We start from the raw sequence: 21,970 nt of genomic DNA, 5'->3' as shown, positions 1-21,970 counted from the left end.
TCAGGAAGGACACCACCACATGTACGAGAAGGACGGCGAGAAGTACTTCATCGTCGACAGCCACATGCATTTCTGGGACGCGTCGCCGGAGAACTGGGTCGAGGGCGCCGAGCAGTACGCCAAGGGCTGGATCGAGTGCTTCCACGCCTACCAGGGCCTCGGCCCGGCGGAGACGCACCAGCCGATCGAGGAGTTCCAGAAGGTCTCCGAAGAGCAGCTGATGCGCGAGGAGTTCGAGGAGGGCCACGTCGACGTGGCCATCTTCCAGTCGACCTACCTGCGCGAGTGGTACAAGAAGGGCTTCAACACCACCGAGCAGAACGGCTACCTCGCCGAGAAGTACCCCGGCAAGTTCATCGTCAACACGCGCTTCGACCCGCGTGACGGCGACGCCGGCATGCGCGAGTTCGAGGAGAACGTGCGCAAGTACGGGTCCATCGGCGCGAAGCTCTACACCGCGGAGTGGAACGGCGACTCCCGCGGCTACAAGCTGACCGACCCCGAGGCCTACCGGTTCCTGGAGCGCGCGCAGGAGCTCGGCATCAAGAACGTCCACGTCCACAAGGGCCCGACGATCTGGCCCCTGGACAAGGACGCGTTCGACGTCTCCGACGTCGACCACGCGGCCACGGACTTCCAGGGTCTCAACTTCATCGTCGAGCACGTGGGCCTGCCGCGTATCGAGGACTTCTGCTTCATGGCGACGCAGGAGCCCAACGTCTACGCCGGGCTGTCCGTCGTCGTCGGCGGCCTCATGCACGCCCGCCCGCGCTTCTTCGCCAAGGTCATGGGCGAGCTGCTGTTCTGGGTCGGCGAGGACAAGATGACCTTCGGCTCGGACTACAACATCTGGGAGCCGAAGTGGCAGGTCGAGGGCCTCGTCGACTGGACCATGCCCGAGAGTGACGAGTTCGCCGACTACCCGCGTCTGGGTGTCGACGGCAAGAAGAAGATCCTCGGTCTGAACGCGGCCAAGCTCTACGGCATCGAGGTCCCGGCGGAGTGCCAGATCTCCCCGGAGAGCTCCGCCCCGGCGTCGCCCGACGACGCCGAGCTGGTCGAGGACCGGTCGGTGGCCCAGGCATGACCGTCACCTCCGACACCCCGTCCACCGCCTCCGCGGTGGACGGGGTGTGGGAGGCGCTGCGCACGGTGCGGGATCCCGAGCTCGACACCGACGTCGTCAGCCTGGACTTCGTGGCGTCGGCCTCGGTGTCCGACGACGGGGTCGCGCACGTGCGCCTGCGCCTGCCCACCTACTTCTGCGCCCCGAACTTCGCGTTCCTCATGGTCGCCGACGCGTGGGACGCCGTGTCCCAGGTGCCGGGCCTCACCGACGTCGACGTCGAGCTGCTCGACCACTTCGCCTCCGAGGCCATCAACTCGGGCGTGGCGGCGCGGGCCGGCTTCGTGTCGTCGATGGCCGGCTCGGCCGTGGGGGAGGCCGTCGACGAGCTGCACGACCTGCGTCGTTCGTTCACCGAGCGGGCGATGCTGGCGGGCACCGACCTCGTCGTCCGTCCGCTCGTGCGGGCGGGGACGACGCCGGAGGCGCTCGTGACGATGACGCTCGGGGACGCCCCGCCGAGCGACGACCTGCCCCGGCTGCGGGCCCGCCGCCGGGAGCTCGGCATCCCGGCCGGGGACGACGCACCCCTGGTGGTCGACGCCGTGGGCCGCGCGGTCGGGATCGACGACCTCCCGCTGCACCTGCGCAAGGCGCGCAGCTACCAGGTCGGCGTCGACGCGAACACCAGCATCTGCCGCGGTCAGCTCGCTGCCCGCTACGGGCTCTGACCACAGGGTCCCGCCGAGAGGAGAGGCTTCCGTCATGCCGTCTGACCCGGTGCCACTGGACCCCGGCCACGACGACCCCGGTGCCGGCCGTTGCCTCATGGAGCACGTCTCGATGCTCGCGGGGGAGGCGTTCCGGGCGTGGCCCCGCTGTACGCACCCCGCCGTGGCGGCGCTGGCCGCCCAGGTCGACGACCACTGCTCGCCGGAGGGGCGGACGGCGCTGCTGCGCCGGGCCGAGGCCCTCGTCCTCGCCGACAGCGACGACCCGGCGCTGACCTGGCGCCTGGTCGGCGTCGCCGCGGAGACCGTGCTCACCCGGCGTCCCCGCGAGCGCGTCGCGACGCGGCGCCTGGCCCGTGCCCGTCGCCACCAGCGGATCCGGAGCGCGGTGGTGCCCCGGGCGCTGGTGCACCGCCTCCCGCGGTGGGTGCGGGCCGCCCGCGGCGTCGCCGCGCTCGACGAGCTGGTCGCGGCCCTGCACCACGTGGTCGCGGTCTCCGGCCCGCCGTCGTCGCCCGAACGCGACATCGTGCTCGTCGCCCTGCTCGACGCCGCCCTCGACGAGGTGCTCGACGAGGGCCGTCCCGTCCCGACCCCATCCCCCGCTCGCTTGGAGACCGCCGCATGACCGCCCCCAGCGAGACCCCGCGCACCGTCCGGCGCATCGGATCCCCGGCGGCCGCGGCGCTCGCCGACCTCGCCGCGATCTTCGACGACCTGCAGATGACGCTGCTGTGCTGCGAGCGCCTCGTGCAGCAGCTCAGCGTCCCGGAGCCCGACGCCACCGTCGTCGAGTCGCTGTGGACCACCGCGCTGCTGTCCTACTCGCGGTGCTTCGCCCCGGGTGGCCGCGGCATGGGCCTCGTCGAGGCCGACGTCGAGGGCCTCGAGCTCGAGGGCGAGGTGCTCGCCTGGCACCAGATGCTCCGTCAGCTCAAGAAGCACTACGCCGACCCGGCGACCAATCCGCGCGAGACCTTCGAGGTGGGGGTGGCCGTCTCCGACGGCACGCCCCAGGGCGTCGCCATCACCTCCACCCGCCAGGCCCTGCCCGACACCGTGTCGGTGCACCAGACCGGCGCGATCGCCTACCGGCTCAGCCAGCTGGTCGACGGCCGCATCGCCGAACACCAGGCGACGGTGCTCGAGGGCACCCGCAGCCTGAGCCCCGTCGAGCTCGAGACCCTGGACGAGGTCGAGCTCACCGAGACCCCCGGGAGCGAGGAATGATCGAGAAGTACAACCCCTGGACCGTCGTCAACCTGGTCTTCCGCCATCTCGCCGACGAGGGCCTGCACCCGGTGCTCGGGGAGGCGGGCGACCCGTCGGCGGCCGCGGCCGAGCTGCTGGCGACCCTCGGGATCACCCCGGGCGACCCGTCGTGGGGCGAGGGCCAGGACGCCGCGCGGGTCCGGGCGGACCTCGCCGCGGTGCGGGCGGCGTTCGACCCGGTGGACGACTCGCCCCCGTCCGGGCGGGACTGACCGTGGTCGCCATGCGCCTGGCGCGGCTCGCGGTCCACCGCATGACCCGCGAGCCGCTGGCGCTGCTCGTCGAGGACGAGGCCGACCGGTGCCTGGTCGTGTCGGTGCGCGGCCCGCAGGCCGAGGTCATCGACCGGGGGCTCCGCTCGGCGGTCACCGACGACGACGGCAGGCTCACCCAGGACCTGATCGCCGACCTCGCCGGGATCCTCGGCCGGCGTCTCGACCACGCCGAGATCACCGACCTCGTCGACGACCGCTTCCACGCCCAGCTGGTGCTCGACGACGGGACGCGCCTGCCCGCGCGTCCCAGCGACGTGCTGGCCGTGGCGGTCCGGGAGGCCCTGCGCATCGAGGTCGCCGACGCCGTGCTCGACGCCGTCGGCCAGTCCTTCTCGGCGCTCGGCGGTGACCGTCCCGAGCCGGCGCGCGAGGCGGCCGAGGAGGTCGAGCGGATGCGCGCGTTCCTCGAGGAGGCGACCGCCCAGGACTTCGGGCGGCCGCCCGGTGCGCCGGATGCCGAGGGTCGTGACCCCGGCTGACCCGGCCCGTCCGGGATGAAGCGATCTGACCTGCGACATCGTCTCGATCCGAGACACCCCGAAACCCCCTGCGGAGCCCGTTCGCGCCGTACGATGCCGTGTTGCGCATCACTCACGGTGTCGGGTCGATCGAGTGGTGTCGGATGGCGAGGTGGCCGATGAACGGACGTTCCCGGAGCGCCCTCGACCGCGCGCGTGAGTACTTCGTCGACCGCGGCTCCGTGAACGCCCGCGGCGTGGTCCGGCCCGAGATCGTCGACTCCTGGGAGCGATCGCGGAACGCCGGCGTCGACGCCACCCAGCTGGCCCTGCCCTACGAGCCCGACCTCGACTTCGACGGCAGCCTCACCCACTGCGCCCGCCCGGTCCTCGACGACCTGGCCGAGCGCCTGTCGGGGATGTCGGTCGCCGTGGTGCTCACCGACGCCGACGGGCGGGTGCTCGAGCGGCGCGTCGGCGAGGGTGAGCTCCAGCGCCGCCTCGACGAGATCTCCCTGGCCCCGGGCTTCAGCTACGCCGAGGAGTTCGCCGGCACCAACGGGGTCGGCACGTCCCTGGAGGGCGCGACCCCGGCCCTCGTGGTCGGCGCGGAGCACTTCAGCGAGCGGCTGCAGGCCTTCGCGTGTGCCGGCGCGCCCGTCCGCGGCCCCGACGGCGCGCTGGCCGGGATCCTCGACGTCACGTGCCTGCGCGCCGAGGCGAACGACCTCATGCGCTTCCTCGCCCACCAGGCGGCCACCGACATCGAGGACGTCCTGCGCGAGCGCGGCGGCGCCGGGGTGCGCCGGGTCATGGCGGCGTTCCGCGCGACGTGTGCGCGGGCCCGGGGCCCGGTGCTCGCGGTCACCGAGGACATCGTCATGGCCAACCGGGCCGCGCGGGCCCTGCCGGCGGGCGACCAGGACCAGGTGACGATGCGGGCGATCGACGTCGGCACCGGGGCGCGGCCGTGGCAGGAACGCGTCCTGCTCGCCGACGGCCCCGCCCGCCTGATGATCACGCCGGTGCCCACCGGGCGCCCCGTCGGGGTGGTCATCGAGGTGGTGCCGAGCCGCAGCAACCTGCGCCTCGCCGGCCGCGAGGAACCCCTGCACCGGGTGCTGCCGGCGCCGCCCGCCCCGGCGCGCAGCAGCGCGCTGCCCAACCCCGGGCCCGGCCTCGACCGGCCGCTCGCCGGGCTCGCCGGCGACTCCCGGGCCTGGCGCACCGCGGCGAGGGCGCTGCGGACGGCGGCGTCGGCGGCGCGCAGCACGGTGGTGCTGGGCGAGCCGGGCACCGGCAAGGCCGCGGCGGTCCGGGCCGTGCACGGCGAGATGCGCCCGACGGCCCGCTGGGTCACCGTCGACGGGTCCGACCCCGAGGCGGCGGTCGTCCTGGCCGGATACGCCTCCGAGGCGTCCGCCTCGCCCCAGGGCAGCCGCAGCGCGGCCACGGTCGCGATCCGCCACGCCGAGGCGCTCGACGCCGCCGGGGCCGGCGCGCTCACCGCGCTGCTCGAGGAGGTCCCGCCCACCTGGTGGGTGGTCGGGCTCGTCACCGCCGAGCGGACCCCGGAGCACGGCCAGATCGGCGAGGTGCTGGCCGGGTTCGCCACCTCGGTGCTCGTCGACCCGTTGCGCCGCCGGCCCGAGGACGTCCCGCTGCTCGCCACCGCGCTGCTCGCCCGGCTCGCCCCCGCGCGGCGTGCCGGCTGCACCCCGGAGGCGGCGGCCCTGCTCGCGGGGGCCCGCTGGCCGGGCAACGTCACGCAGCTCGCCGACGTCCTGCGCCGCGCCCTCGCCGCGCGGCCCGCCGGCGACATCACCCCCGCCGACCTCCCGGGGGAGTTCGCGGTCTCGGGCACCCGGCGCCGTCTGACCCCGCTCGAGGCCGCGGAGCGCGACCTCATCGTGTCCGCGCTGGTCGAGGCGAACGGCAACCGGTCGCAGGCGGCGGCCGTCCTCGGGATCGGCCGCGCGACGCTCTACCGCCGGCTGCGGGCCTTCGGGATCACCGACGTCGGCCGCTGACCAGGCGGTCCTCGTCGTCGGCGACGTCCTCGGCCGCGACCGAGCCGTCCGGCCCGCCGCGCAGCGCCGCGGGGGGCGTCCCCTCGCCCGCCCACTGCTCGCTCGCCCACCGCGCCACCTCGTGCACGGCGTCGACGAGCTCGTCGTGGTCGGTGGCGAGGCGCCGCGCGGAGCACGACAGGCCCAGGGCGACGGTGGCGGCACCGGAGGGCGAGACGACGGGGGCGGCGATCGTCGCGAGGCCCTCGGCGTACTCCTCGCGGTCGAGCGCGATCCCGTCGCGGCACACCCGCTCCAGCTCGGCGCCGAGCTCGGCCTGGTCGGTGATCGTCGCGTGCGTGAGGTCGGTCAGCTGCTCGGCCGCGATGGCCTCGCGGTACGCCGGCGACGTGGCCAGCAGCACCTTGGTCATCGCGAGCGCGTGGGCGTGGTGCGGCGGGACGTGCGTCCCCAGGCCGGGCAGCTTGGCCAGGCCCTGATGGCCACGGGAGTCGGTCACCGTGGCCACCAGGGTGCCGGTGCGGCGCACGAGGTAGGACCTCTGTCGCGTGCGCCGGTAGAGCTCGGTGGTCGCCTCTGCGAGCACGGCACCCGGGTCGGGATCGCCGGGCACGGGACTCGGGGAGGCACCCCACCGGCCCCAGGGCGGGGCCTCGGTGAGCCGCACGCGACCGGAGCGGTCGCGTTCGGCGTAGCCGGCCTCGCACAAGGTGTTGATCATGTATCGCGCCGTCGAGGCGCTCTTGCCCAGGCGCTCGGCCAGCTCCGCGGCGCACAGGCCCGCGGGGTGGTCGCCGAGCAGACGCAGCGCGCGCAGGACCGTGGCCGCGGTCTTCAGAGACCGCGAGCCGCCGCCCGTCGACACACCGTCGTCGTCCACGTGCCTGAATCTAGGACCGCCGGAGGGGTGACACCTGTCTCAATGTGGGACGGCGCCCGACCGGGTGGGGGCGCGGGACCCCCGTGGGTGCCGTCACGGCACCCCGTCGAACCCGGGGGTCGGGCACCGGGGCGGGCGCCCGGACGTTGGGGGAGTGTCGGAGGTGACGGCGGGGACGGTCCCGCCGCACGAGGAACGGAGACGTCATGGCCACGCTGACCAGACCGCAGCACGGCAAAGTGATCGCGGGGGTGTGTGCCGGGCTCGCGGAGCGGTTCGGCATGTCCGCGGGGGTGGTGCGACTGCTGTTCGTGCTGTCCTGCCTGCTGCCGGGCCCGCAGTTCATCATCTACATCGCGCTCTGGGTGATCATGCCGAAGCGGTGATCAGGAGGGCCCTGCAGCTGCGGCTGCTGCCGACCGTCACGGACGTGGCGTCGGACACGAACTCGACGCTGGTCATGCCGCTGCCGGTGGAGCTGCTGCGGTTCTTCGAGCACACGACGGGCGCCCCCGCGGCCGCCTCCGCGCCCGGGGCAGCCGGGCCGGCCTCAGCGGACGAGCCGGGTCCGGCGGACGAGCCGGGTCAGGACGGGCCAGGTCAGGCCGGGACCGACACCGCGGCCGTGCAGCGGGCGATCGACGCCGTCGCGGAGCCGCTCACCACAGGTTCCCCGGCAGGTCGCGGGTGAGGTCCGCGAGCTCACCGCGGGTGCGCGCGGCGTAGGCCCGGGCGGCACGGTCGTCGAACTCCTCGATGCTCAACCGTCCGTTGCCCACGGCCCGCTGCAACCGCTCGACGGTGAGCTCGCGTTCCGCGTCCGAGGCCCGTACGTCCCTCTGCACGGCCCCATCATCCCTCGGCCGGGACGCCCGCCTCCGTGGGTTGCGCGACCCGGCCGAACCGCGAGTCCGCCGGGTCGGCGAACACGTGGAGACCGAAGGTCGCCGACAGCTCGCGGCAGAGGTTCACCCCGCGCACCGAGTTGCCGTGCTCGTCGAGGCCCGGCGAGTAGACGCCGAACCCGAAGTAGCGGGGCAGGACGCAGACGATGTCACCCGAGACGCCGCTCTTGGCCGGGATGCCGACCTCGTTGGCCCACTGGCCCGCCGCGTCGTACATCCCGCAGCTCATCATCACGCTGACGATGCTCCGGACGTGTTCGCGGGCGACCGCGCGCTCGCCGGTGAACGGATTGATCCCGCCCTTGGCGAGCGTGGCGCCCATGACGCTGAGGTCGGCGGCGGTCACCGTGATGGAGCAGGCCGACAGGTAGGTCTCCACGACCTCGTCGATGTCGCCGTCGATCATGCCGAGCGAGCGCATGATGTAGCAGAGCCCCAGGTTGCGGTCGTTGCTGCGCAGCTGCTGGCGCAGGATCCGCTGGTCGACGGCGAGCGCGGGGTTCCCCGCGTAGACGCGGTAGCGCTCCAGGATGCGGTCGACCTTCTCGTCGACGTCCTTGCCGGCCACGAGGCTCGCCGCGACGAGCGCCCCCGCGTTGATCATCGGGTTGTGGGGCCGGTGGTGGATCTCGTCGAAGGTGATCGAGTTGAACGGGTCCCCGGAGGGCTCGACGCCGACGTGGCGCAGGGTCTCCTCCGTACCGTTGTCCTCCAGGGCGAGCCCGTAGGTGAAGACCTTCGAGACCGAGTGCAGCGGGAACGGCACCGAGCAGTCGCCCGCCTGCCACTGCGTCCCGTCGACGTTGGTGCCGGCGAGCCCGAAGAGGTGGCGGTCGGCCTCCGCCTCGGGCGGGTAGAAGCTGACCACCTCGTCCTCGCCGGTCAGCCGGTACTTCTCGTGGAGTTCGTCGAGCTGCTGTCGGACGAGTTCCCGTTCTCCTACGGCGACCACGAGCGGCATTGTGCCCGCCGCGCGTCACACGCGGGTCAGACCCGGGTGAGGCGGGGCCCTCCGGTGCGGCGCAGGCGACCGAAGCGGGTCTGGTCGGGCGACGAGAACATGTGCAGCCCGTAGCGCTCGGACAGCTCGCGGAACACCGCCTGGCCGCGCACGGAGTTGCCGTGCTCGTCGAGACCGGGCGAGTACGTCGCCAGCCCCAGGCGTCCCGGCATCACCGCGACGATCCCGCCCGACACCCCGCTCTTCGCCGGGATGCCGACGTCGGTGGCCCACTCGCCGGTGGCGTCGTACATCCCGCAGGTCATCATCACGCTGACGACGTCGCGGACGTGGCGGGTGTCGAGCGCGCGCTCGCCGGTGAGCGGGTTGACCCCGCCGTTCGCGAGCGTCGCGCCGAGGGCCGAGAGCTCGCTGGTGGTGACCCTCACCGAGCACATCGACAGGTACACCGCGAGGTTGTCCTCGATGCCGCCGGAGATCATGCCCAGCGACCGCATGAGGTAGCTGATCGCGAGGTTGCGGTCGGCGGAGACGAGCTGGTCGGCGAGCAGGTCGCGGTCCACCACGAGGTCCGGGACGCCGGTGAACACCCGCAGCCGGTCCAGGATCCGCGCGACCTTCTCCTCGGGCGAGTCGCCCGCGACGAGGTAGGCCGCGACGAGCGCGCCTGCGTTGATCATCGGGTTGTGCGGGCGCTGGTGCTCGTCGTCGAAGGTGATGGAGTTGAACGGGTCGCCCGACGGCTCGACGCCGACGTGGCGCAGGGTCGCCTCGCGGCCGTTGTCCTCGAGCGCGAGCGCGTAGGTCACGATCTTCGAGATCGACTGCAGCGCGAACCGGTGCTCGCAGTCGCCGACGGTCCACTGCGTGCCGTCGACGGCCGTGCCGGCCAGCCCGAAGATGTCCTCCTCGCCGTCGGCGGCGGGGAGGGCGATCGAGACGATGTCGTCCTCGTGCGCCTCGGAATGGTGATCGTGCAGCTGCTCCAGCTGCTCCTGGACCAGCGCCTCCTCGGCATCGCTCACCACGATCGGCATCCTCCCTCCCGTCCGGTGGGTGCGCTGCGGGGGGATCCGGGGCATGCTCAGTGGCGTTCGACACCGACGTCGTCCCGCACCGAGGTCCCGCCATGGAACGCCTGCCCGAGCCCCGTCCCGGCCCGCTCACCGACCGCGAGCGGCAGGCCCTGGCGCAGCTCGCCGCGCACGAGTCGGCCGCCGATCCCGCCTTCGCCGAGCGGATGGGCGCGCGGCCCCGTCGTCGCGGGGGCCGCGTGCCGTGGCTGGTGGCCGCGGCGCTCGCGGTGATCGGCGTCGCCCTGCTGCTCGTGCCCGGCCCCTGGGTGCTGGCGGGCGTCGCGACGCTCGTGATCGTCGTCGTGCCCGTGGCCCTCATCGCCTGGGCCCTGGGCCAGGGCGACCGACCCCCCATGTGAGCGATGTTCCCGGTTATGGCCGGGAACTTCACTCACGTGAGCTTGGCCAGCGCCTTCGTGATGCGCTGCTCGGACACGGGGCCGGCGGTGCCGACGTCCTGGGCGAACAGGCTCACCCGCAGCTCCTGGAGCATCCAGCCGATCGCGTCGTAGGCGTCGCGGTCGAAGGTGCGCGGCTCGGCGGCGGCCCGGGTCCGCTGCGCGCGGTAGGCCGCCTCGGCGCGGTGGATCTCCTCGGTGGCCTCGGCGTCCCGCCGCGGGGCGGTCGGGAGCTTCTCGAGGCGCCGGCGCGCGGCCCGCAGGTAGCGCACGACGTCGGGCAGGCGCGCCACCGGCGTGCGCGCGACGAACCGGTCGCCCACCAGGGTCCGCAGCTGCTCGCGCACGTCGTCGAGGGCGTGCCCGACCGACCGTGCGCCGAGCTGGTCGATCGCCAGCTCCACCGGCCCGGCCTCGCCGAGCACGGACTCCGCCCGCGAGAGCACCTCGGCGGCCGCGGCCGGCAGCCGCGCGGCGACGTGGGCGCGCAGGGCCTCGAACGACTCGGGGTCCCACGCCGGCCCGCCGCCGGTGGCGACGAGGGCGTCGATCGCCGCGTCCACGCAGTCCTCGGCCAGCGCCGCGACGTCCCGGTAGCCGCCGGTGGCCATCGCACCCCGCAGGCGCAGCACGGCCCTGTTGTCGAGCGAGCGCACCAGCGACTTCGCCGGTGAGGACAACGCGAGCCGCAGCAGCCGCCGGGTGCCGGCGCGCATCGCGTCGCGGGCCTCCAGCGCGGAGTCGAACACCCGCACGTCCACCGCGTCCCCGCGGTCGACCAGGGCGAGGTGTGCGGTCACCGTGCCGCCGGGGCGCTGCTGCTCGCGGGTGCGGGGCAGCGTCCCGATCTCGGCGAACGAGGTGACCCCGCGGCGCTCGACCCCGTCGGCGACCGCGGCGACGGCGGCGCGGGTCTGGGCGGCGTGCCGGCGGCGCAGGGCGCCCAGGTCCGGGCCCTCGTCGATCGTCACCCCCCTATCGGCGTGCTCGTCTGAGTCGCCGACCACCCGGAACGTCAGCCGCAGGTGCGACGGGAGGCCCGCGACGTTCCACGCGTCGGTGGGGATGGTGAGGCCCGAGAGCCGGCGGACCGCGTCGGACAGGGCCGGCAGCAGGGGCTCGTCGGCGGCGGGCCGGCCGTCGTGGGCCAGCCGGGCCGCGAGCGCGCGGGCGGTGTCCGGCGCGGGCACCAGCGAGCGACGCAGGTTCTTGGGCAGCGAGCGCACCAGCGAGGTGAGCATCTCGTCGCGCAGCCCCGGGACCTGCCACGCGAGGTCCTCGGCGCGGACCTGCCCGAGCACCGCGAGCGGCACGCTGACGGTGACGCCGTCGGTCTCGGCGCCGGGCTCGAAGGCGTAGGACAGCGGCAGGGTCAGCCCGCCCGCGTTCCAGGTGTCCGGGTACTGCTCGGTGCTGGGGGCCTCGCCGGCCAGCAGCGTCGCCTCGTCGAGGTCGAGCAGGTGCGGCTCGCGGCGGGCGGCCTTCTGCCACCAGCGGTCGAAGTGCCGCACCGAGACGACGTCGGCGGGCACGCGCGCGTCGTAGAACGCGTAGGTCGTGTCGTCGTCGACGACCAGCTCGCGGCGGGCGCGGCGCTCCATCTCGGCGACCTGCTCGAGGCGCTCACGGTTGCGGGTGACGAACGCGTGCCGGGTGTTCCAGTCGCCCTCGACCAGCGCGTGGCGCACGAAGAGCTCGCGGGCCACCTCGGGGTCGATGCGCCCGTAGTCGACGGTGCGGTCCATGGCGAGCGGGACGCCGAACAGCGACACGCGCTCGGTGGCCACGGCGCTGCCGCGCCGCTTCGACCAGCGCGGCTCGGAGTACGTGCGGGTGACGAGCTCGCCCGCCGCGGCCTCGACCCACGCCGGGTCCACGCCCGCCACCGTGCGCGCCCACAGCCGGGAGGTCTCGACCAGCTCGGCCGCCATGACCATCGTCGGCGGGCGCTTCGCCACGGTCGATCCCGGCCAGATCGCGAACCGGGCGCCGCGCGAGCCCTCGTACTCGATGAGCGCCCGACGCCGCGGCTTCCCGGTCTTCGGGTCCTTCGGCGGCTCCTGCGCCAGGCCGATCTGGGAGAGCAGGCCGGTGAGCAGGGCCTGGTGGACGCGGTCCGCGAGGTCCTTGGTCAGCTCGGCACCCGGCTCGTTGCGGGTGAGCCCCAGCTCGTCGCCGAGCTGGCGGATCTGCGCCGCGAGGTCCTGCCACTCACGGATGCGCAGGAAGTTGAGGAACTCGGCCCCGCAGCGCTTGCGGAACTGGTTGGACGAGAGCTCGCGGCGCCCCGAGCGCACGTGCTCCCAGAGGTGCACCCAGGACAGGAAGTCCGAGCGCGGGTCGGTGAACCGGGCGTGCGCGGTGTCGGCCTCGTCGGTCTTGTCGGCCGGCCGCTCGCGAGGGTCCTGCGCGGAGAGGCCGGCCGCGATGACCGTGACCTCGTGCAGGCAGCCCAGCTTGTCGGCCTCGAGCACCATGCGTCCGATGCGGGGGTCGACGGGCAGCCGCGCCAGCCGTCGCCCGGTCTCCGACAGCCGCGTCGCGTCGCCGTCGACGAGCGCCCCCAGCTCGGTCAGCAGTCGCACGCCGTCGCGTACCGCGAGCCGCTCGGGCGGGTCGACGAACGGGAACTCCTCGACCGGCCCGAGCTTCGCGCCGGCCATCTGCAGGATCACCGACGCGAGGTTCGTGCGCTGGATCTCCGGGTCGGTGAACTCCGGGCGCGCGTCGAAGTCGTCCTCGGCGTAGAGGCGGATGCAGATGCCGTCGGCGACGCGCCCGCAGCGCCCGGCGCGCTGGGTGGCCGACGCCTGCGAGATCGGCTCGATCGGCAGCCGCTGCACCTTGGTCCGCCGCGAGTACCGCGAGATGCGCGCGAGGCCGGGGTCGACGACGTAGCGGATGCCCGGCACGGTCAGCGACGTCTCCGCGACGTTCGTCGCGAGCACGACCCGTCGTCGGCCACCCGACGAGGGCTCGAAGACGCGGTGCTGCTCGGCGGAGGACAGGCGGGCGTAGAGGGGGAGGACGTCGAGGTCCTCGACGTGGGCCTGGGCTGCGTGCTCGCGCAGGGCGTCGGCCGCGTCGCGGATCTCCCGCTCACCGGACAGGAAGACGAGCACGTCGCCCGACGGACCTTCCCGGCGGAGCTCGTCGACGGCGTCGACGATGCCGTCGACCTGGTCGCGCTGGTCGCCTGCGGGGTCGTCCGGGTCGACCAGGGGCCGGTACCGGACCTCGACGGGGTAGGTGCGCCCGGAGACCTCGATGATCGGGGCGTCGCCGAAGTGGCGCGAGAAGCGTTCCGGGTCGATCGTCGCCGAGGTGATGATGACCTTGAGGTCCGGGCGGCGCGGGAGCAGCTGGGCGAGGTAGCCGAGCAGGAAGTCGATGTTGAGGCTGCGCTCGTGGGCCTCGTCGATGATCAGCGTGTCGTACCGGCGCAGCATCCGGTCCTGCTGGATCTCGGCGAGCAGGATGCCGTCGGTCATGAGCTTGACCAGCGTGTCCTCGCTCGCGCGGCTGGTGAAGCGGACCTGGTAGCCGACGGTGTCGGTGCCGGTGGTGCCGAGCTCCTCGGCGACGCGTTCGGCCACCGTGCGCGCCGCGATCCGCCGGGGCTGGGTGTGGCCGATCGTGCCGAGCACGCCGCGGCCCATCTCGAGCGCCATCTTCGGCAGCTGCGTGGTCTTGCCGGAGCCGGTCTCGCCGGCCACGACGACCACCTGGTGGGCCTCGAGGGCCGCGCGGATGTCGTCGACGCGCCCGCTGATCGGCAGCTCGTCGGGGTAGGAGACGGCGGGGACCGACGCCCGGCGGCGCTCGAGGCGCGCCTCGGCGGCGGCGACGTCGCGGCCGATGGTCGCCAGCGTGTTCTCGCGGCGCCCGTCGTCGTCGATCCGGCCGGCGCCCTGCAGGCGGCGCTGCAACCGGTGGGCGTCCGCAGTACCGAGGGCGGCGACGCGCGCGGCGAGGTCGCCGCCGACGTCGGTCTGCCTGTCGGTCGCGGCGGGCACGGCGGGACTCCTCCTGCGGGCGGTGGGGATCCGGGCACGAGACGGCCCTGTCCCCATTGTCAGCGCGCGGGGCCGCGCCGGTGTTCCCGACCCGTCTGGTCACGCAACGAAACCATCATTAGGCTGTTGGAGTGATCGCGATGGCAGGCGTGGTCGACGGACAGTAACGTCTGGCGGCGGCAGCACGACGTCGTGGTCACCGTTGGTGATCAGAGCGGGAGGGGTCGGTGAGCGTGTCGGACGGGCGGGCGGACACCGAGCTGGTGGTGCTCGCCGCGGGCGGCGACCAGGCCGCCTTCGCCGAGCTCATGACCCGTCACCGGCCCCGGCTCTACGCGGTCTGCCGGCGCGTCACCTGCCACGACCAGGACGCCCAGGAGGCGCTCCAGGAGACGATGCTCCTGGCCTGGAAGCGCCTCGGCGAGTTCGACGGCCGCTCCGCGGTCGGCACCTGGCTCTACCGGGTGGCCACGAACGCCGCGATCGACGAGGTCCGCAGGCGCAAGCGCACCCCCGAGCCGACCGAGGCCGGGTCGATGCCCGAGCCGACGCCGCACCGGGGCGCCGACGGCGCCGTCGTCGCCCGGATGGACGTCGACCGCGCCCTGGCCCAGCTGCCCCCGCAGTACCGTGCCGTCGTGGTGCTCCGCGAGCTGTGCGACCTCACCTACGCCGAGATCGCGGAGCTGCGCGAGATCCCGATCGACACCGTCAAGTCCCAGCTGTCCCGCGGTCGCCAGGCCCTCGTCGAGCTGCTCACCGACCGTCCCGCCGCCCGGACCGCATGACGAGTGCCGCATGACGAGGACGGCATGACCGAGTCGGGGCCGGTCGGCCCGGTCACCTCCCGCCTCATCGCGGTCTGCACCCGCACCCGCGACCGGCTGCGTACCCCGGAGCTGCGCGAGCGTCTCGACGGGCTCGTCGCGCGCCTCGGGGAGCCGAGCATCCGCGTGGCCGTCGGCGGCCGGATGAACGCGGGGAAGTCGACGCTGGTCAACGCCCTGCTCCAGGAGCGGCTCGCGGCCACCGGGGCCACCGAGACGACGCGGCTCGTCACGTGGTTCCGGCACTCCCACCAGGCGCGCCTGCGCGTGCACCACCGCGACGGCACCGACCGGCTGCTGCCGCTCGCCCCCGGGGGCGGCGTCGGCGCGACGGTCGCCGGGGCGGGCTCCGACGTCGCCGGGATCGCCCACCTCACCGTCGAGACGCCCAACGACGCGCTGAGCCGCCACACGATCGTCGACACCCCGGGCACCGACTCGCTGAGCAGGCTCGACCCGGACTCGCTGGGTGCCCTCGGCGACGCCGACGCCGTCGTCTACCTCATGCCGCACCCCGGCGAGCGTGACGTCGAGGCGATCGACGCGGTGCGCGGCTGGACCGGCGGCCTGCGCCTCGGCGCGGCGAACATGATCGGCGTCCTCAGCCGCATCGACACCCTGTCCGGCGAGGACGACCCCTGGCCGACCGCGCACCGGGTGGCGCAGCGCTACGCCCGCGAGCTCCGCGCCGTGCTCTCCGACGTCGTCCCCGTGGCCGGGCTGCTGGCCGAGACCGCCCGGGGGCCGGACTTCGGCGAGGCCGACGCCCGGCTCCTGCGCTCCCTCGCCGACGGCGACCGCGGGCGGACCACCCGCGCGCTGCGCACGGTGCAGCGCTTCCGCGGCTGGGACGACGCCCCGGTGGACGTCGGGGACCGCGAGCGGCTGCTCGAGCTGCTCGGCCTGCACGGCATCCGGGTCGGCCTCGAGCTGCTCGACGAGGGCCGGCGCGCGACGCCGGCGCTGCTCGAGGGGTTCGCGCGGCGCTCGGGGATCGAGACGGTGCTCGAGCGCATCGACACCGTGTTCGTCGCGGGCGCCGACCGGCTGCGCGCGAGCGCGGGCATCGCGGCCCTCGAGCACCTCGGGTGGGACGCCACCGACGAGGTCGACCGCCGCAGCCTGCTCTCCCTCCAGTCCGAGCTCGACCGGCTGCGTCTCGAGCCCGCCCTGCGCCAGGTGGACCTGGCCGCCGCGCTGGTCGACCTCGAGGCCGGGCGGATGCGCCTCGCCGACGAACACGTCGCCCGCCTGCGGGACCTCGCCACCGGCAGCGACGACGCCCGGCGTCTCGGGCTCGACCCCGGCGCCGACCGCGAGGCCGTGGTCGCCGCGGCCACCGCCCAGATCCCGGCGTGGCGTGCGCTCGAGGCCCGCCCGTCGCGGGTGCTGCAGCGTCACGCCCGCACCGCCCGCGAGATGTGCGAGCACATCCTGTTCGCCGGCCCGTCCCCCGCCGGCGACCTGCCCGTCGCGCGACTGAGATGAGCTCAGCACGCCGATAGGGGGACGGGTCGTCGCTTCGGCGGATAGCACACACGAGCCTCCGACCTGGCAGGCTCGATCGGAGAGCCGGTGATCGCCGGGTCCCGGGAGGAGGTCGTCGTGGGCGTGCCGCCGCGTGCCGGCCCTCCGCGGTCCGCCCTCGGGCCCTACGTGCTGTCCGACGTCGTCCACCGGGGCCGTTCCGGCGAGGTGGTGCGCGCGCACGACACCGCCCGCGACCGCGTCGTCGCCCTCAAGCTCCTCGCGCCCGACACCGCCGAGCGGGAGTTCCGCGCCCGCTTCGACCGGGCCTGCGGCACCGTCCGCACGCTGCGCGAGCCCCACGTCCTGCCGGTGCTCGACCACGGCGAGGCGGGCGGCCGCCTCTTCGTCGCGACGCCCCTGCTCGCCGGCCCGGATCTCGGCGCGGTGCTGGCCCGCGAGGAGGTCCTCGCCCCGGAGCGGGCGGTGGCCGTCGTCGAGCAGGTCGCGGCCGCGCTGGCCGCCGCCCACGCGCGCGGGCTCGCGCACCGCAACGTCAAGCCGTCGAACGTGCTGTTCACCGACGCCTCCGCGGCCGAGGTCCGCGTCGGCGACTTCGGGCTCGTGTCCCGCAACGGCCTCTCGCTGGACCACACAGCACCCGAACGCTTCCGCGGCGGCGCCACCGACCACCGCGAGGACGTCTACGCCCTCGGCTGCGTGCTCTTCACCTGCCTCACCGGCGCCCGGCCCTACCCCGGCCGGAGCCTGCCCGAGCGGATGCGGGGGCACCTGGAGAGCCCGATCCCGCGGCCGTCGGAACAGCGCCCGGACGTCCCGTCGGGGTTCGACGCGGTCGTCGCGAGCGCGCTGGCCAAGACGCCGGGCGAGCGCACGGCGACCGTCGGCACGCTCGCGGCCGCGGCCCGGTCCGCGCTCGCGTAGGAAACCGGAGAAAGTCGGCCGTCGCCGGAACATCCGGGTGGGCCCGCGCCGTCACAGGGACGAGCGGTCCACCACGGCGGCGGGCCTCGAGGGCGAGGGCGGACACGATGAGCGGGACGACCGGGGCCTCCGGCGACATGTACTTCAGCGCCGACGGCGGCGTGTACGACGCCTCCGGCACCATGATCGGCACCTACGAGACCGACGCCGCGGGCAACGTCGACGCGGTCTCGAGCGACACCGACGGCGACGGCGTCCTCGACACGACGGTCACCGACACCGATCACAACGGGACGTTCGAGACCGGCGTCGTGGACACCGACGGCGACGGCTACTACGACACGATGGTCGTGGACACCGACGGCGACGGCGACTTCGACACCGCGGCGGTCGACACCGACCGCGACGGCACCGCGGACTCCACCGCCCACGACCCCGCCGGCTTCTGAGCGGCCCAGGGACGACGGTCATGACGGTGTCCCTCGACGACGAACGCGCGGCGCTGGTCCTGCTCTGCCTCGACCTCGCCGACCGGCTGCGCTCCGCCGGACCCGGGCTCCGGGACCGGCTGCACCGCGGCCTCGCCGACGTGGGGGTCACCCCGCTCGAACCCGACGGCGCGCCCTTCGACGGGGCCCACCACGACGCCGTCGGCCGCGAACCGACCACCGACCCCGCCCGCGACCGCACGGTCGCGAGCACCGCACGCACCGGCTACCTCGACCACGGCAGCGTCCTGCGCCGCCCGGAGGTCGTGGTGTACGCCTGGGAGACCAGCTCCGGAGACCACCGATGACCATCCAGCCACCCGCGACGACGACGCGGGGCCGCCACCCGCTGACCGACGAGGTCCTCGCGCTGGTGGCCGACGTCCGCGCAACCGCGGTTGAGGACGACGAGGCCGGCGCCGCCGAGGCGCTCGACGCCGATGTCGCCCGCGTTCAGGCCGGGAACGCCGCGGTGGTCGTCGTCGGGGAGAAGAAGCGCGGCAAGAGCTCGCTCATCAACGCGCTGATCGGGCGCCCGGGCCTGCTGCCCGTCGACGCCGACGTCGCCACCTGCGTGCACATCGTCGTGAGCCACGGCCCGGACGGCGCGACCGTGGTGCTCGGCGGCGGCCCCGAGGGCCGCGAGGTGGGGCTCGACGCCATCGCCGAGTACGCCGCGCTCGACCCCGGCGCCCGCGCCCCGGAGCACGAGGACGTCAGCCAGGTCCAGGTCCGCGTGCCCGCCCCGCTGCTCGAGGGCGGTCTCGAGCTGATCGACACCCCCGGGGTCGGCGGTCTCGTCGCCGGCCACGCCGCGCTGACCCTCGCGACGCTGAACCGCGCCGACGCGCTGGTGTTCGTCCTCGACGGGTCGAGCGAGATCACCGCCTCCGAGCTCGCCTTCCTCGAGCGCGCCACCGAGCGCATCGCGACCGTGGTCTTCGCCATCACCAAGATCGACCAGTTCCCGTCCTGGGAGGCGGTGCGCGCCCGGGACATCGAGCTCATCGCCCACCACGCGCCCCGCTACGCCGACGCCCCGTGGTTCGGGGTCTCGAGCCGTGCCGTCGCCGACGCCCTCGCCGCCGAGGCCGACGGCGAGCTCGAGGAGGCGGCGCAGGAGCGCGCCGCGAGCGGGATCGACCCGCTCTCGGCGCACCTCGCCGGCCTCGCCGAGGGTGCCGACGGCCTGCGACTCGCGAACCTGCTGCACCAGGCGTCGGCGACGGTGAAGCGTCTGTCCGCCCTGCAGGTGCGGCGGGCGCTGTCGCTCTCGCCGAGCCCGGAGTTCGCCGAGCTGGTGAAGGGTGAGAAGGCGGCGCTCACGGCGCTGCAGGGGCAGAACGCGACATGGCGCCAGACGCTCGGGGAGCGTTCGGCCCGCCTCGAGCAGCGGATGCGCACCGAGCTCAACCGGCGCCTCGAGGACCTGCGCAAGGAGGTCGGCGACCGCATCGCCGTCGGCAACAACAGGATCTTCGACGAGGTCGGCACCGACCTGCCGCCGCGCGCGCAGGCGCTGTGGATCGAGCTCGACACACTGCTGCGCCGCGAGCTCACCGCGCTCGGGCAGGCCCTGCTCGCCGACCTCGAGGGCGTCGAGCTCGACGTCACCGGGGTGGTGCCGGACGCGCCCGAGCGCCTGGCCCAGCTGCCCGAGGCCGCCCGCGGCGCGGGCAGCACGAGCTTCGCCGAGCAGGGGATCATGGCCGCGGGCCTCGGCATGGGCCTCGGGCACCTCGTGGCCCTCGTGGTCGCGCCGCCGATCGGCATCCTGGCCGGCGTCGGCGCGGTCGGCTTCTTCAGCTGGCGACGCTGGAGCAAGGAGCGCGGCGCCCGCAGCCGCGAGGACGCCCGTCGCTACCTCGGCGAGGTCGCGACCCGGCTGAACAACGAGATTCCCCCGGTGGTCTCGCAGGCGGTGGCCGGGGCCCGCGAGGTGCTGGGGCGCCAGATCACCGAGGCGCTGACCGCGGAGAAGGAACGGCTCACCGCGAGCCTCGCCGAGCACGAGAAGAACCTGGCGAGCGAGAAGAGCGCCGTGGCCCGCCGCAAGGCCGAGGTCGAGGCCCGCCTGCGCCGCCGCAACGCACTGAGGGAGACCGCCGAGCAGCTCGCGACGCGGCTGCCCGCCGACCGAGAGGAGTCGTCGTGACCGTGTCGCAGGAGGGGGGCCAGCAGGACGCCGGGGGCCAGGGCGCATGGCTGGACATGTCGCGCTACCCCGACACCGACCCGGACACCGTGCTCTCGTCCGACGACCACAGCCTGCTGACCACCTCGCTCGCGGTCGACGACGCCGAGCTGCCCGACTCCGTCTGGGAGCACATGCTCGCGGTCGTGGTGGGTGACGTGCCCGGGGACGGGGACGGGGAGGTCGACGCCGGGGCCGCGTCTCCCGAGGACCCGGCCGACGACCCCGTCGACGACCCCGCGGCGGACGTGGTGGACGAGCACGACCCCGGCGACCCCGGGGACGACCCGGCGGTCCACGACCCCGCGCCGCACGACGACGGCGGCTGGGACGGCGGCTGGGTGTGAACGGCTGGGACCTCGCGGTCGACTTCGGGACCTCGTTCACCACCACCGCGACGCTCGCCGACGGGCGCACCGAGGTCCTCGAGATCGACGGCTCGAAGTACGTCCCGTCGTTGGTGTGCGTCGACGAGGACGGCACGATCCTGGTCGGCCGCGACGCGGTCAACGAGGCCGTGATGGCCCCGGAGCGCACGGAGCGCGTACCCAAGCGGGCGCTGGTCGCCTCGGAGCAGGTGCTCCTCGGCGGGCGCACGATCGCCACCGTCGACCTCGTCGCGGCCGTCCTGGCCCGGGTCGCGGGCGAGGCGACGCGCCGGTTCTCCGGTCGGCGGCCCGGTCGCGTGCTGCTCACCCACCCGGCCCGCTGGCAGGCGGGCGGCCCGGAGCTGCGCCGGCTCACCGAGGCCGCGGAGCGCGCGGGGCTCGGCGAGCCCGACCTCGTCGCGGAGCCCGTGGCGGCCGCGCACCACTACGTGCGCAGCGGCGACCCGGTGCCCGACGGCGGGATGATCGGCGTCTACGACTTCGGCGGCGGCACCTTCGACACCGCCGTCCTGCGCCGCCGCCGCGACGGCTTCGAGCTGGCCGGCTCGCCGGGCGGGGACGTCGCGCTGGGCGGCGAGGACCTCGACGCGACGTTCATGGAGATCCTCGCCGAGCACGCCGAGGCGCTCGACCCCGACGCCTGGAACGAGCTGTGGGAGGCCACCGGCCGGGTCGCCGAGCGGCACCGCACGCTGCTGCGCCGCGACGTCACCCAGGCCAAGGAGGCGCTCTCGCGGCTGCCCGCGGTCAACCTGTGGGTGCCGGGCTACGACGACGAGATCCGCGTGACGCGCCGCGAGTACGAACGCGCCGTCGAGCCCCTGCTCGCCCGCAGCGTCGAGGAGCTGACCGACACGATCGCCCGCGCCGGGACCACGCCGGACGCGCTCGTCGACGTCTACCTCACCGGGAGCACGAGCCGGACCCCGCGGATCAGCGCACTGCTGGCCGAGCTGCTCGGGCACGTCCCCGGCATGCGCGACGACCCCAAGGCCGTCGTCGCGCTGGGGGCGCTCGCCACCGTCCCGGGGTCCGTGAGCGCGACGATGCACGTCCGGCTCCCGTCGCACCGCCCGCACCGACCCGGCGGGTTCGCGGCCCAGCCCCCCGCAGCACCGACCCCGCCACTGACCCCGTCGGGCTTCCCCGTCCCGCCCGCGCCGGCCGAGGCCACCGCGAGGGTCCCCCGCCCGGCGAGCGGACCGACCGAGGGCGGCCGGCACGCGACCCCGCCGTCACCGTCCCCCGACGACGCCGCCGCGCGCGAGATCGCCCGCGAGATCGCGGCGATCGCCGAGGCGGCCGGGGTGGCCGACCTCGTCGGCGCGTCCGCCCCGACCGTCCGGGCGGGCCGGACCGCGGCCGCCGCGCGCCGGCCGCTCCTCGTCGCCCTCGACGGCCTCGGCGTCGCGATCGGCACGCGCTTCAGCCCGTTCCCGGGGCTGCCGCCCGAGATCGCGCTGCAGGTCCTGCGCGAGGGACGCGGCGAGCTGGGCGCGCTGGGTCAGTGCCTCACCCGGCTGGACGGAGTCGCGGAGCGTCTCGCCGCGTGGTGAGCGCGAGCGGGCCCCACGTGGTCGAGTAGGCGCACC

General features: G+C 74.7%; 23 protein-coding genes. 18 read left to right on the top strand and 5 right to left on the bottom strand.

Annotation, left to right across the window (positions count from 1 at the left end; translation table 11 throughout):
• Positions 1-19 precede the first annotated feature (19 nt).
• From PH191_RS11025 to PH191_RS10995, 7 genes are all read left to right on the top strand, one after another.
• Entirely contained in the window at positions 20-1,087 is a 1,068-nt protein-coding gene (locus tag PH191_RS11025; RefSeq protein ID WP_274194605.1) for an amidohydrolase family protein, read from the top strand.
• The gene (locus PH191_RS11020) at positions 1,084-1,797 is read left to right on the top strand and encodes a metal-sulfur cluster assembly factor (RefSeq protein ID WP_274194604.1); all 714 of its coding nucleotides are present in this window, start codon (positions 1,084-1,086) and stop codon (positions 1,795-1,797) included. Before PH191_RS11025 ends, PH191_RS11020 begins: the two co-directional genes overlap by 4 nt.
• Before the next feature lie 34 nt (positions 1,798-1,831).
• On the top strand, positions 1,832-2,425 hold the full coding sequence (locus tag PH191_RS11015; protein WP_274194603.1) for a hypothetical protein: 594 nt from the start codon (positions 1,832-1,834) through the stop codon (positions 2,423-2,425).
• Positions 2,422-3,027: a hypothetical protein gene (locus PH191_RS11010; RefSeq protein ID WP_274194602.1), complete on the top strand. Its 606-nt coding sequence runs from the start codon at positions 2,422-2,424 to the stop codon at positions 3,025-3,027. Before PH191_RS11015 ends, PH191_RS11010 begins: the two co-directional genes overlap by 4 nt.
• Entirely contained in the window at positions 3,024-3,281 is a 258-nt protein-coding gene (locus PH191_RS11005; protein WP_274194601.1) for a hypothetical protein, read from the top strand. Before PH191_RS11010 ends, PH191_RS11005 begins: the two co-directional genes overlap by 4 nt.
• A gap of 11 nt (positions 3,282-3,292) precedes the next feature.
• Positions 3,293-3,823 carry a bifunctional nuclease family protein gene (locus tag PH191_RS11000; RefSeq protein ID WP_274194600.1) on the top strand — a complete coding sequence of 177 codons (531 nt, stop codon included), beginning with the start codon at positions 3,293-3,295 and terminating at the stop codon, positions 3,821-3,823.
• 158 nt (positions 3,824-3,981) lie between these two features.
• The gene (locus tag PH191_RS10995; protein ID WP_274194599.1) at positions 3,982-5,832 is read left to right on the top strand and encodes a sigma-54-dependent Fis family transcriptional regulator; all 1,851 of its coding nucleotides are present in this window, start codon (positions 3,982-3,984) and stop codon (positions 5,830-5,832) included.
• On the opposite strand, the gene PH191_RS10990 is transcribed toward PH191_RS10995, so the two are convergent.
• Positions 5,813-6,712 carry an IclR family transcriptional regulator gene (locus tag PH191_RS10990; RefSeq protein WP_274194598.1) on the bottom strand — a complete coding sequence of 300 codons (900 nt, stop codon included), beginning with the start codon at positions 6,710-6,712 and terminating at the stop codon, positions 5,813-5,815. The two genes, PH191_RS10995 and PH191_RS10990, sit on opposite strands and share 20 nt — an antisense overlap.
• 206 nt (positions 6,713-6,918) lie before the next feature.
• Between PH191_RS10990 and PH191_RS10985 the strand changes: the two genes are divergently transcribed.
• Both PH191_RS10985 and PH191_RS10980 read left to right on the top strand, forming a co-directional pair.
• A complete protein-coding gene (locus PH191_RS10985; RefSeq protein ID WP_274194597.1) occupies positions 6,919-7,098 on the top strand; it encodes a PspC domain-containing protein in 180 nt (59 codons plus the stop codon).
• Positions 7,095-7,403: a hypothetical protein gene (locus tag PH191_RS10980; protein WP_420791778.1), complete on the top strand. Its 309-nt coding sequence runs from the start codon at positions 7,095-7,097 to the stop codon at positions 7,401-7,403. Before PH191_RS10985 ends, PH191_RS10980 begins: the two co-directional genes overlap by 4 nt.
• Here the strand turns inward: PH191_RS10980 and PH191_RS10975 are convergent.
• The 3 genes from PH191_RS10975 to glsA (PH191_RS10965) are packed head-to-tail and all read right to left on the bottom strand — an operon-like array spanning position 7,372 to position 9,615.
• Positions 7,372-7,557 (bottom strand): DUF1707 SHOCT-like domain-containing protein, encoded by a 186-nt coding sequence (locus PH191_RS10975; protein WP_274194596.1) that lies wholly within the window; start codon positions 7,555-7,557, stop codon positions 7,372-7,374. The genes PH191_RS10980 and PH191_RS10975 overlap by 32 nt on opposite strands.
• Positions 7,558-7,564: 7 nt before the next feature.
• Positions 7,565-8,569: a glutaminase A gene (gene glsA, locus PH191_RS10970; RefSeq protein ID WP_274194595.1), complete on the bottom strand. Its 1,005-nt coding sequence runs from the start codon at positions 8,567-8,569 to the stop codon at positions 7,565-7,567.
• Between the two features lie 35 nt (positions 8,570-8,604).
• On the bottom strand, positions 8,605-9,615 hold the full coding sequence (glsA, locus tag PH191_RS10965; protein WP_274194594.1) for a glutaminase A: 1,011 nt from the start codon (positions 9,613-9,615) through the stop codon (positions 8,605-8,607).
• 92 nt (positions 9,616-9,707) lie between these two features.
• On the opposite strand from glsA (PH191_RS10965), the gene PH191_RS10960 reads away from it, so the two are divergent.
• The gene (locus PH191_RS10960; protein WP_274194593.1) at positions 9,708-10,013 is read left to right on the top strand and encodes a DUF3040 domain-containing protein; all 306 of its coding nucleotides are present in this window, start codon (positions 9,708-9,710) and stop codon (positions 10,011-10,013) included.
• Positions 10,014-10,045: 32 nt separating this feature from the next.
• Here PH191_RS10960 and hrpA read toward each other — a convergent pair whose 3' ends face one another.
• Entirely contained in the window at positions 10,046-14,068 is a 4,023-nt protein-coding gene (gene hrpA, locus PH191_RS10955; protein WP_274194592.1) for an ATP-dependent RNA helicase HrpA, read from the bottom strand.
• 227 nt (positions 14,069-14,295) lie between these two features.
• Between hrpA and PH191_RS10950 the strand changes: the two genes are divergently transcribed.
• The 8 genes from PH191_RS10950 to PH191_RS10915 all read left to right on the top strand — a co-directional run bounded on the left by PH191_RS10950 (position 14,296) and on the right by PH191_RS10915 (position 21,934).
• On the top strand, positions 14,296-14,856 hold the full coding sequence (locus tag PH191_RS10950; protein ID WP_274194591.1) for an RNA polymerase sigma factor: 561 nt from the start codon (positions 14,296-14,298) through the stop codon (positions 14,854-14,856).
• 24 nt (positions 14,857-14,880) lie between these two features.
• Positions 14,881-16,383 (top strand): dynamin family protein, encoded by a 1,503-nt coding sequence (locus PH191_RS10945; RefSeq protein ID WP_274194590.1) that lies wholly within the window; start codon positions 14,881-14,883, stop codon positions 16,381-16,383.
• Positions 16,384-16,500: 117 nt separating this feature from the next.
• Positions 16,501-17,307, top strand: a complete 807-nt coding sequence (locus PH191_RS10940) for a serine/threonine-protein kinase (RefSeq protein ID WP_274194589.1) — start codon at positions 16,501-16,503, stop codon at positions 17,305-17,307.
• 107 nt (positions 17,308-17,414) lie between these two features.
• Positions 17,415-17,756, top strand: coding sequence for a hypothetical protein (locus PH191_RS10935; protein ID WP_274194588.1), 342 nt, complete (start codon positions 17,415-17,417; stop codon positions 17,754-17,756).
• 20 nt (positions 17,757-17,776) lie between these two features.
• Positions 17,777-18,103 (top strand): nucleotide exchange factor GrpE, encoded by a 327-nt coding sequence (grpE, locus tag PH191_RS10930; protein ID WP_274194587.1) that lies wholly within the window; start codon positions 17,777-17,779, stop codon positions 18,101-18,103.
• Positions 18,100-19,950 carry a dynamin family protein gene (locus PH191_RS10925; RefSeq protein ID WP_274194586.1) on the top strand — a complete coding sequence of 617 codons (1,851 nt, stop codon included), beginning with the start codon at positions 18,100-18,102 and terminating at the stop codon, positions 19,948-19,950. Before grpE ends, PH191_RS10925 begins: the two co-directional genes overlap by 4 nt.
• Complete coding sequence (locus PH191_RS10920) at positions 19,947-20,336, top strand: hypothetical protein (RefSeq protein ID WP_274194585.1); 390 nt, start codon at positions 19,947-19,949, stop codon at positions 20,334-20,336. The genes PH191_RS10925 and PH191_RS10920 overlap by 4 nt, the downstream gene beginning before the upstream one ends.
• Positions 20,333-21,934 (top strand): Hsp70 family protein, encoded by a 1,602-nt coding sequence (locus PH191_RS10915; RefSeq protein WP_274194584.1) that lies wholly within the window; start codon positions 20,333-20,335, stop codon positions 21,932-21,934. The genes PH191_RS10920 and PH191_RS10915 overlap by 4 nt, the downstream gene beginning before the upstream one ends.
• The last annotated feature ends 36 nt before the right edge of the window (positions 21,935-21,970 follow it).

Source organism: Actinomycetospora callitridis, assembly GCF_028737265.1.
GTDB lineage: Bacteria > Actinomycetota > Actinomycetes > Mycobacteriales > Pseudonocardiaceae > Actinomycetospora > Actinomycetospora callitridis.
This window is presented reverse-complemented; position numbering and strand designations above follow the sequence as displayed.

Excerpts from the sequence above, each read along its gene's own strand:
- PH191_RS11025 (WP_274194605.1), top strand. The coding sequence starts at position 20 with ATGTACGAGAAGGACGGCGAGAAGTACTTCATCGTCGACAGCCACATG.
- PH191_RS11020 (WP_274194604.1), top strand. The coding sequence starts at position 1,084 with ATGACCGTCACCTCCGACACCCCGTCCACCGCCTCCGCGGTGGACGGG.
- PH191_RS11015 (WP_274194603.1), top strand. The coding sequence starts at position 1,832 with ATGCCGTCTGACCCGGTGCCACTGGACCCCGGCCACGACGACCCCGGT.
- PH191_RS11010 (WP_274194602.1), top strand. The coding sequence starts at position 2,422 with ATGACCGCCCCCAGCGAGACCCCGCGCACCGTCCGGCGCATCGGATCC.
- PH191_RS11005 (WP_274194601.1), top strand. The coding sequence starts at position 3,024 with ATGATCGAGAAGTACAACCCCTGGACCGTCGTCAACCTGGTCTTCCGC.
- PH191_RS11000 (WP_274194600.1), top strand. The coding sequence starts at position 3,293 with ATGCGCCTGGCGCGGCTCGCGGTCCACCGCATGACCCGCGAGCCGCTG.
- PH191_RS10995 (WP_274194599.1), top strand. The coding sequence starts at position 3,982 with ATGAACGGACGTTCCCGGAGCGCCCTCGACCGCGCGCGTGAGTACTTC.
- PH191_RS10985 (WP_274194597.1), top strand. The coding sequence starts at position 6,919 with ATGGCCACGCTGACCAGACCGCAGCACGGCAAAGTGATCGCGGGGGTG.
- glsA (WP_274194594.1), bottom strand. The coding sequence starts at position 9,615 with ATGCCGATCGTGGTGAGCGATGCCGAGGAGGCGCTGGTCCAGGAGCAG.
- PH191_RS10960 (WP_274194593.1), top strand. The coding sequence starts at position 9,708 with ATGGAACGCCTGCCCGAGCCCCGTCCCGGCCCGCTCACCGACCGCGAG.
- PH191_RS10945 (WP_274194590.1), top strand. The coding sequence starts at position 14,881 with ATGACCGAGTCGGGGCCGGTCGGCCCGGTCACCTCCCGCCTCATCGCG.
- PH191_RS10935 (WP_274194588.1), top strand. The coding sequence starts at position 17,415 with ATGAGCGGGACGACCGGGGCCTCCGGCGACATGTACTTCAGCGCCGAC.
- grpE (WP_274194587.1), top strand. The coding sequence starts at position 17,777 with ATGACGGTGTCCCTCGACGACGAACGCGCGGCGCTGGTCCTGCTCTGC.
- PH191_RS10925 (WP_274194586.1), top strand. The coding sequence starts at position 18,100 with ATGACCATCCAGCCACCCGCGACGACGACGCGGGGCCGCCACCCGCTG.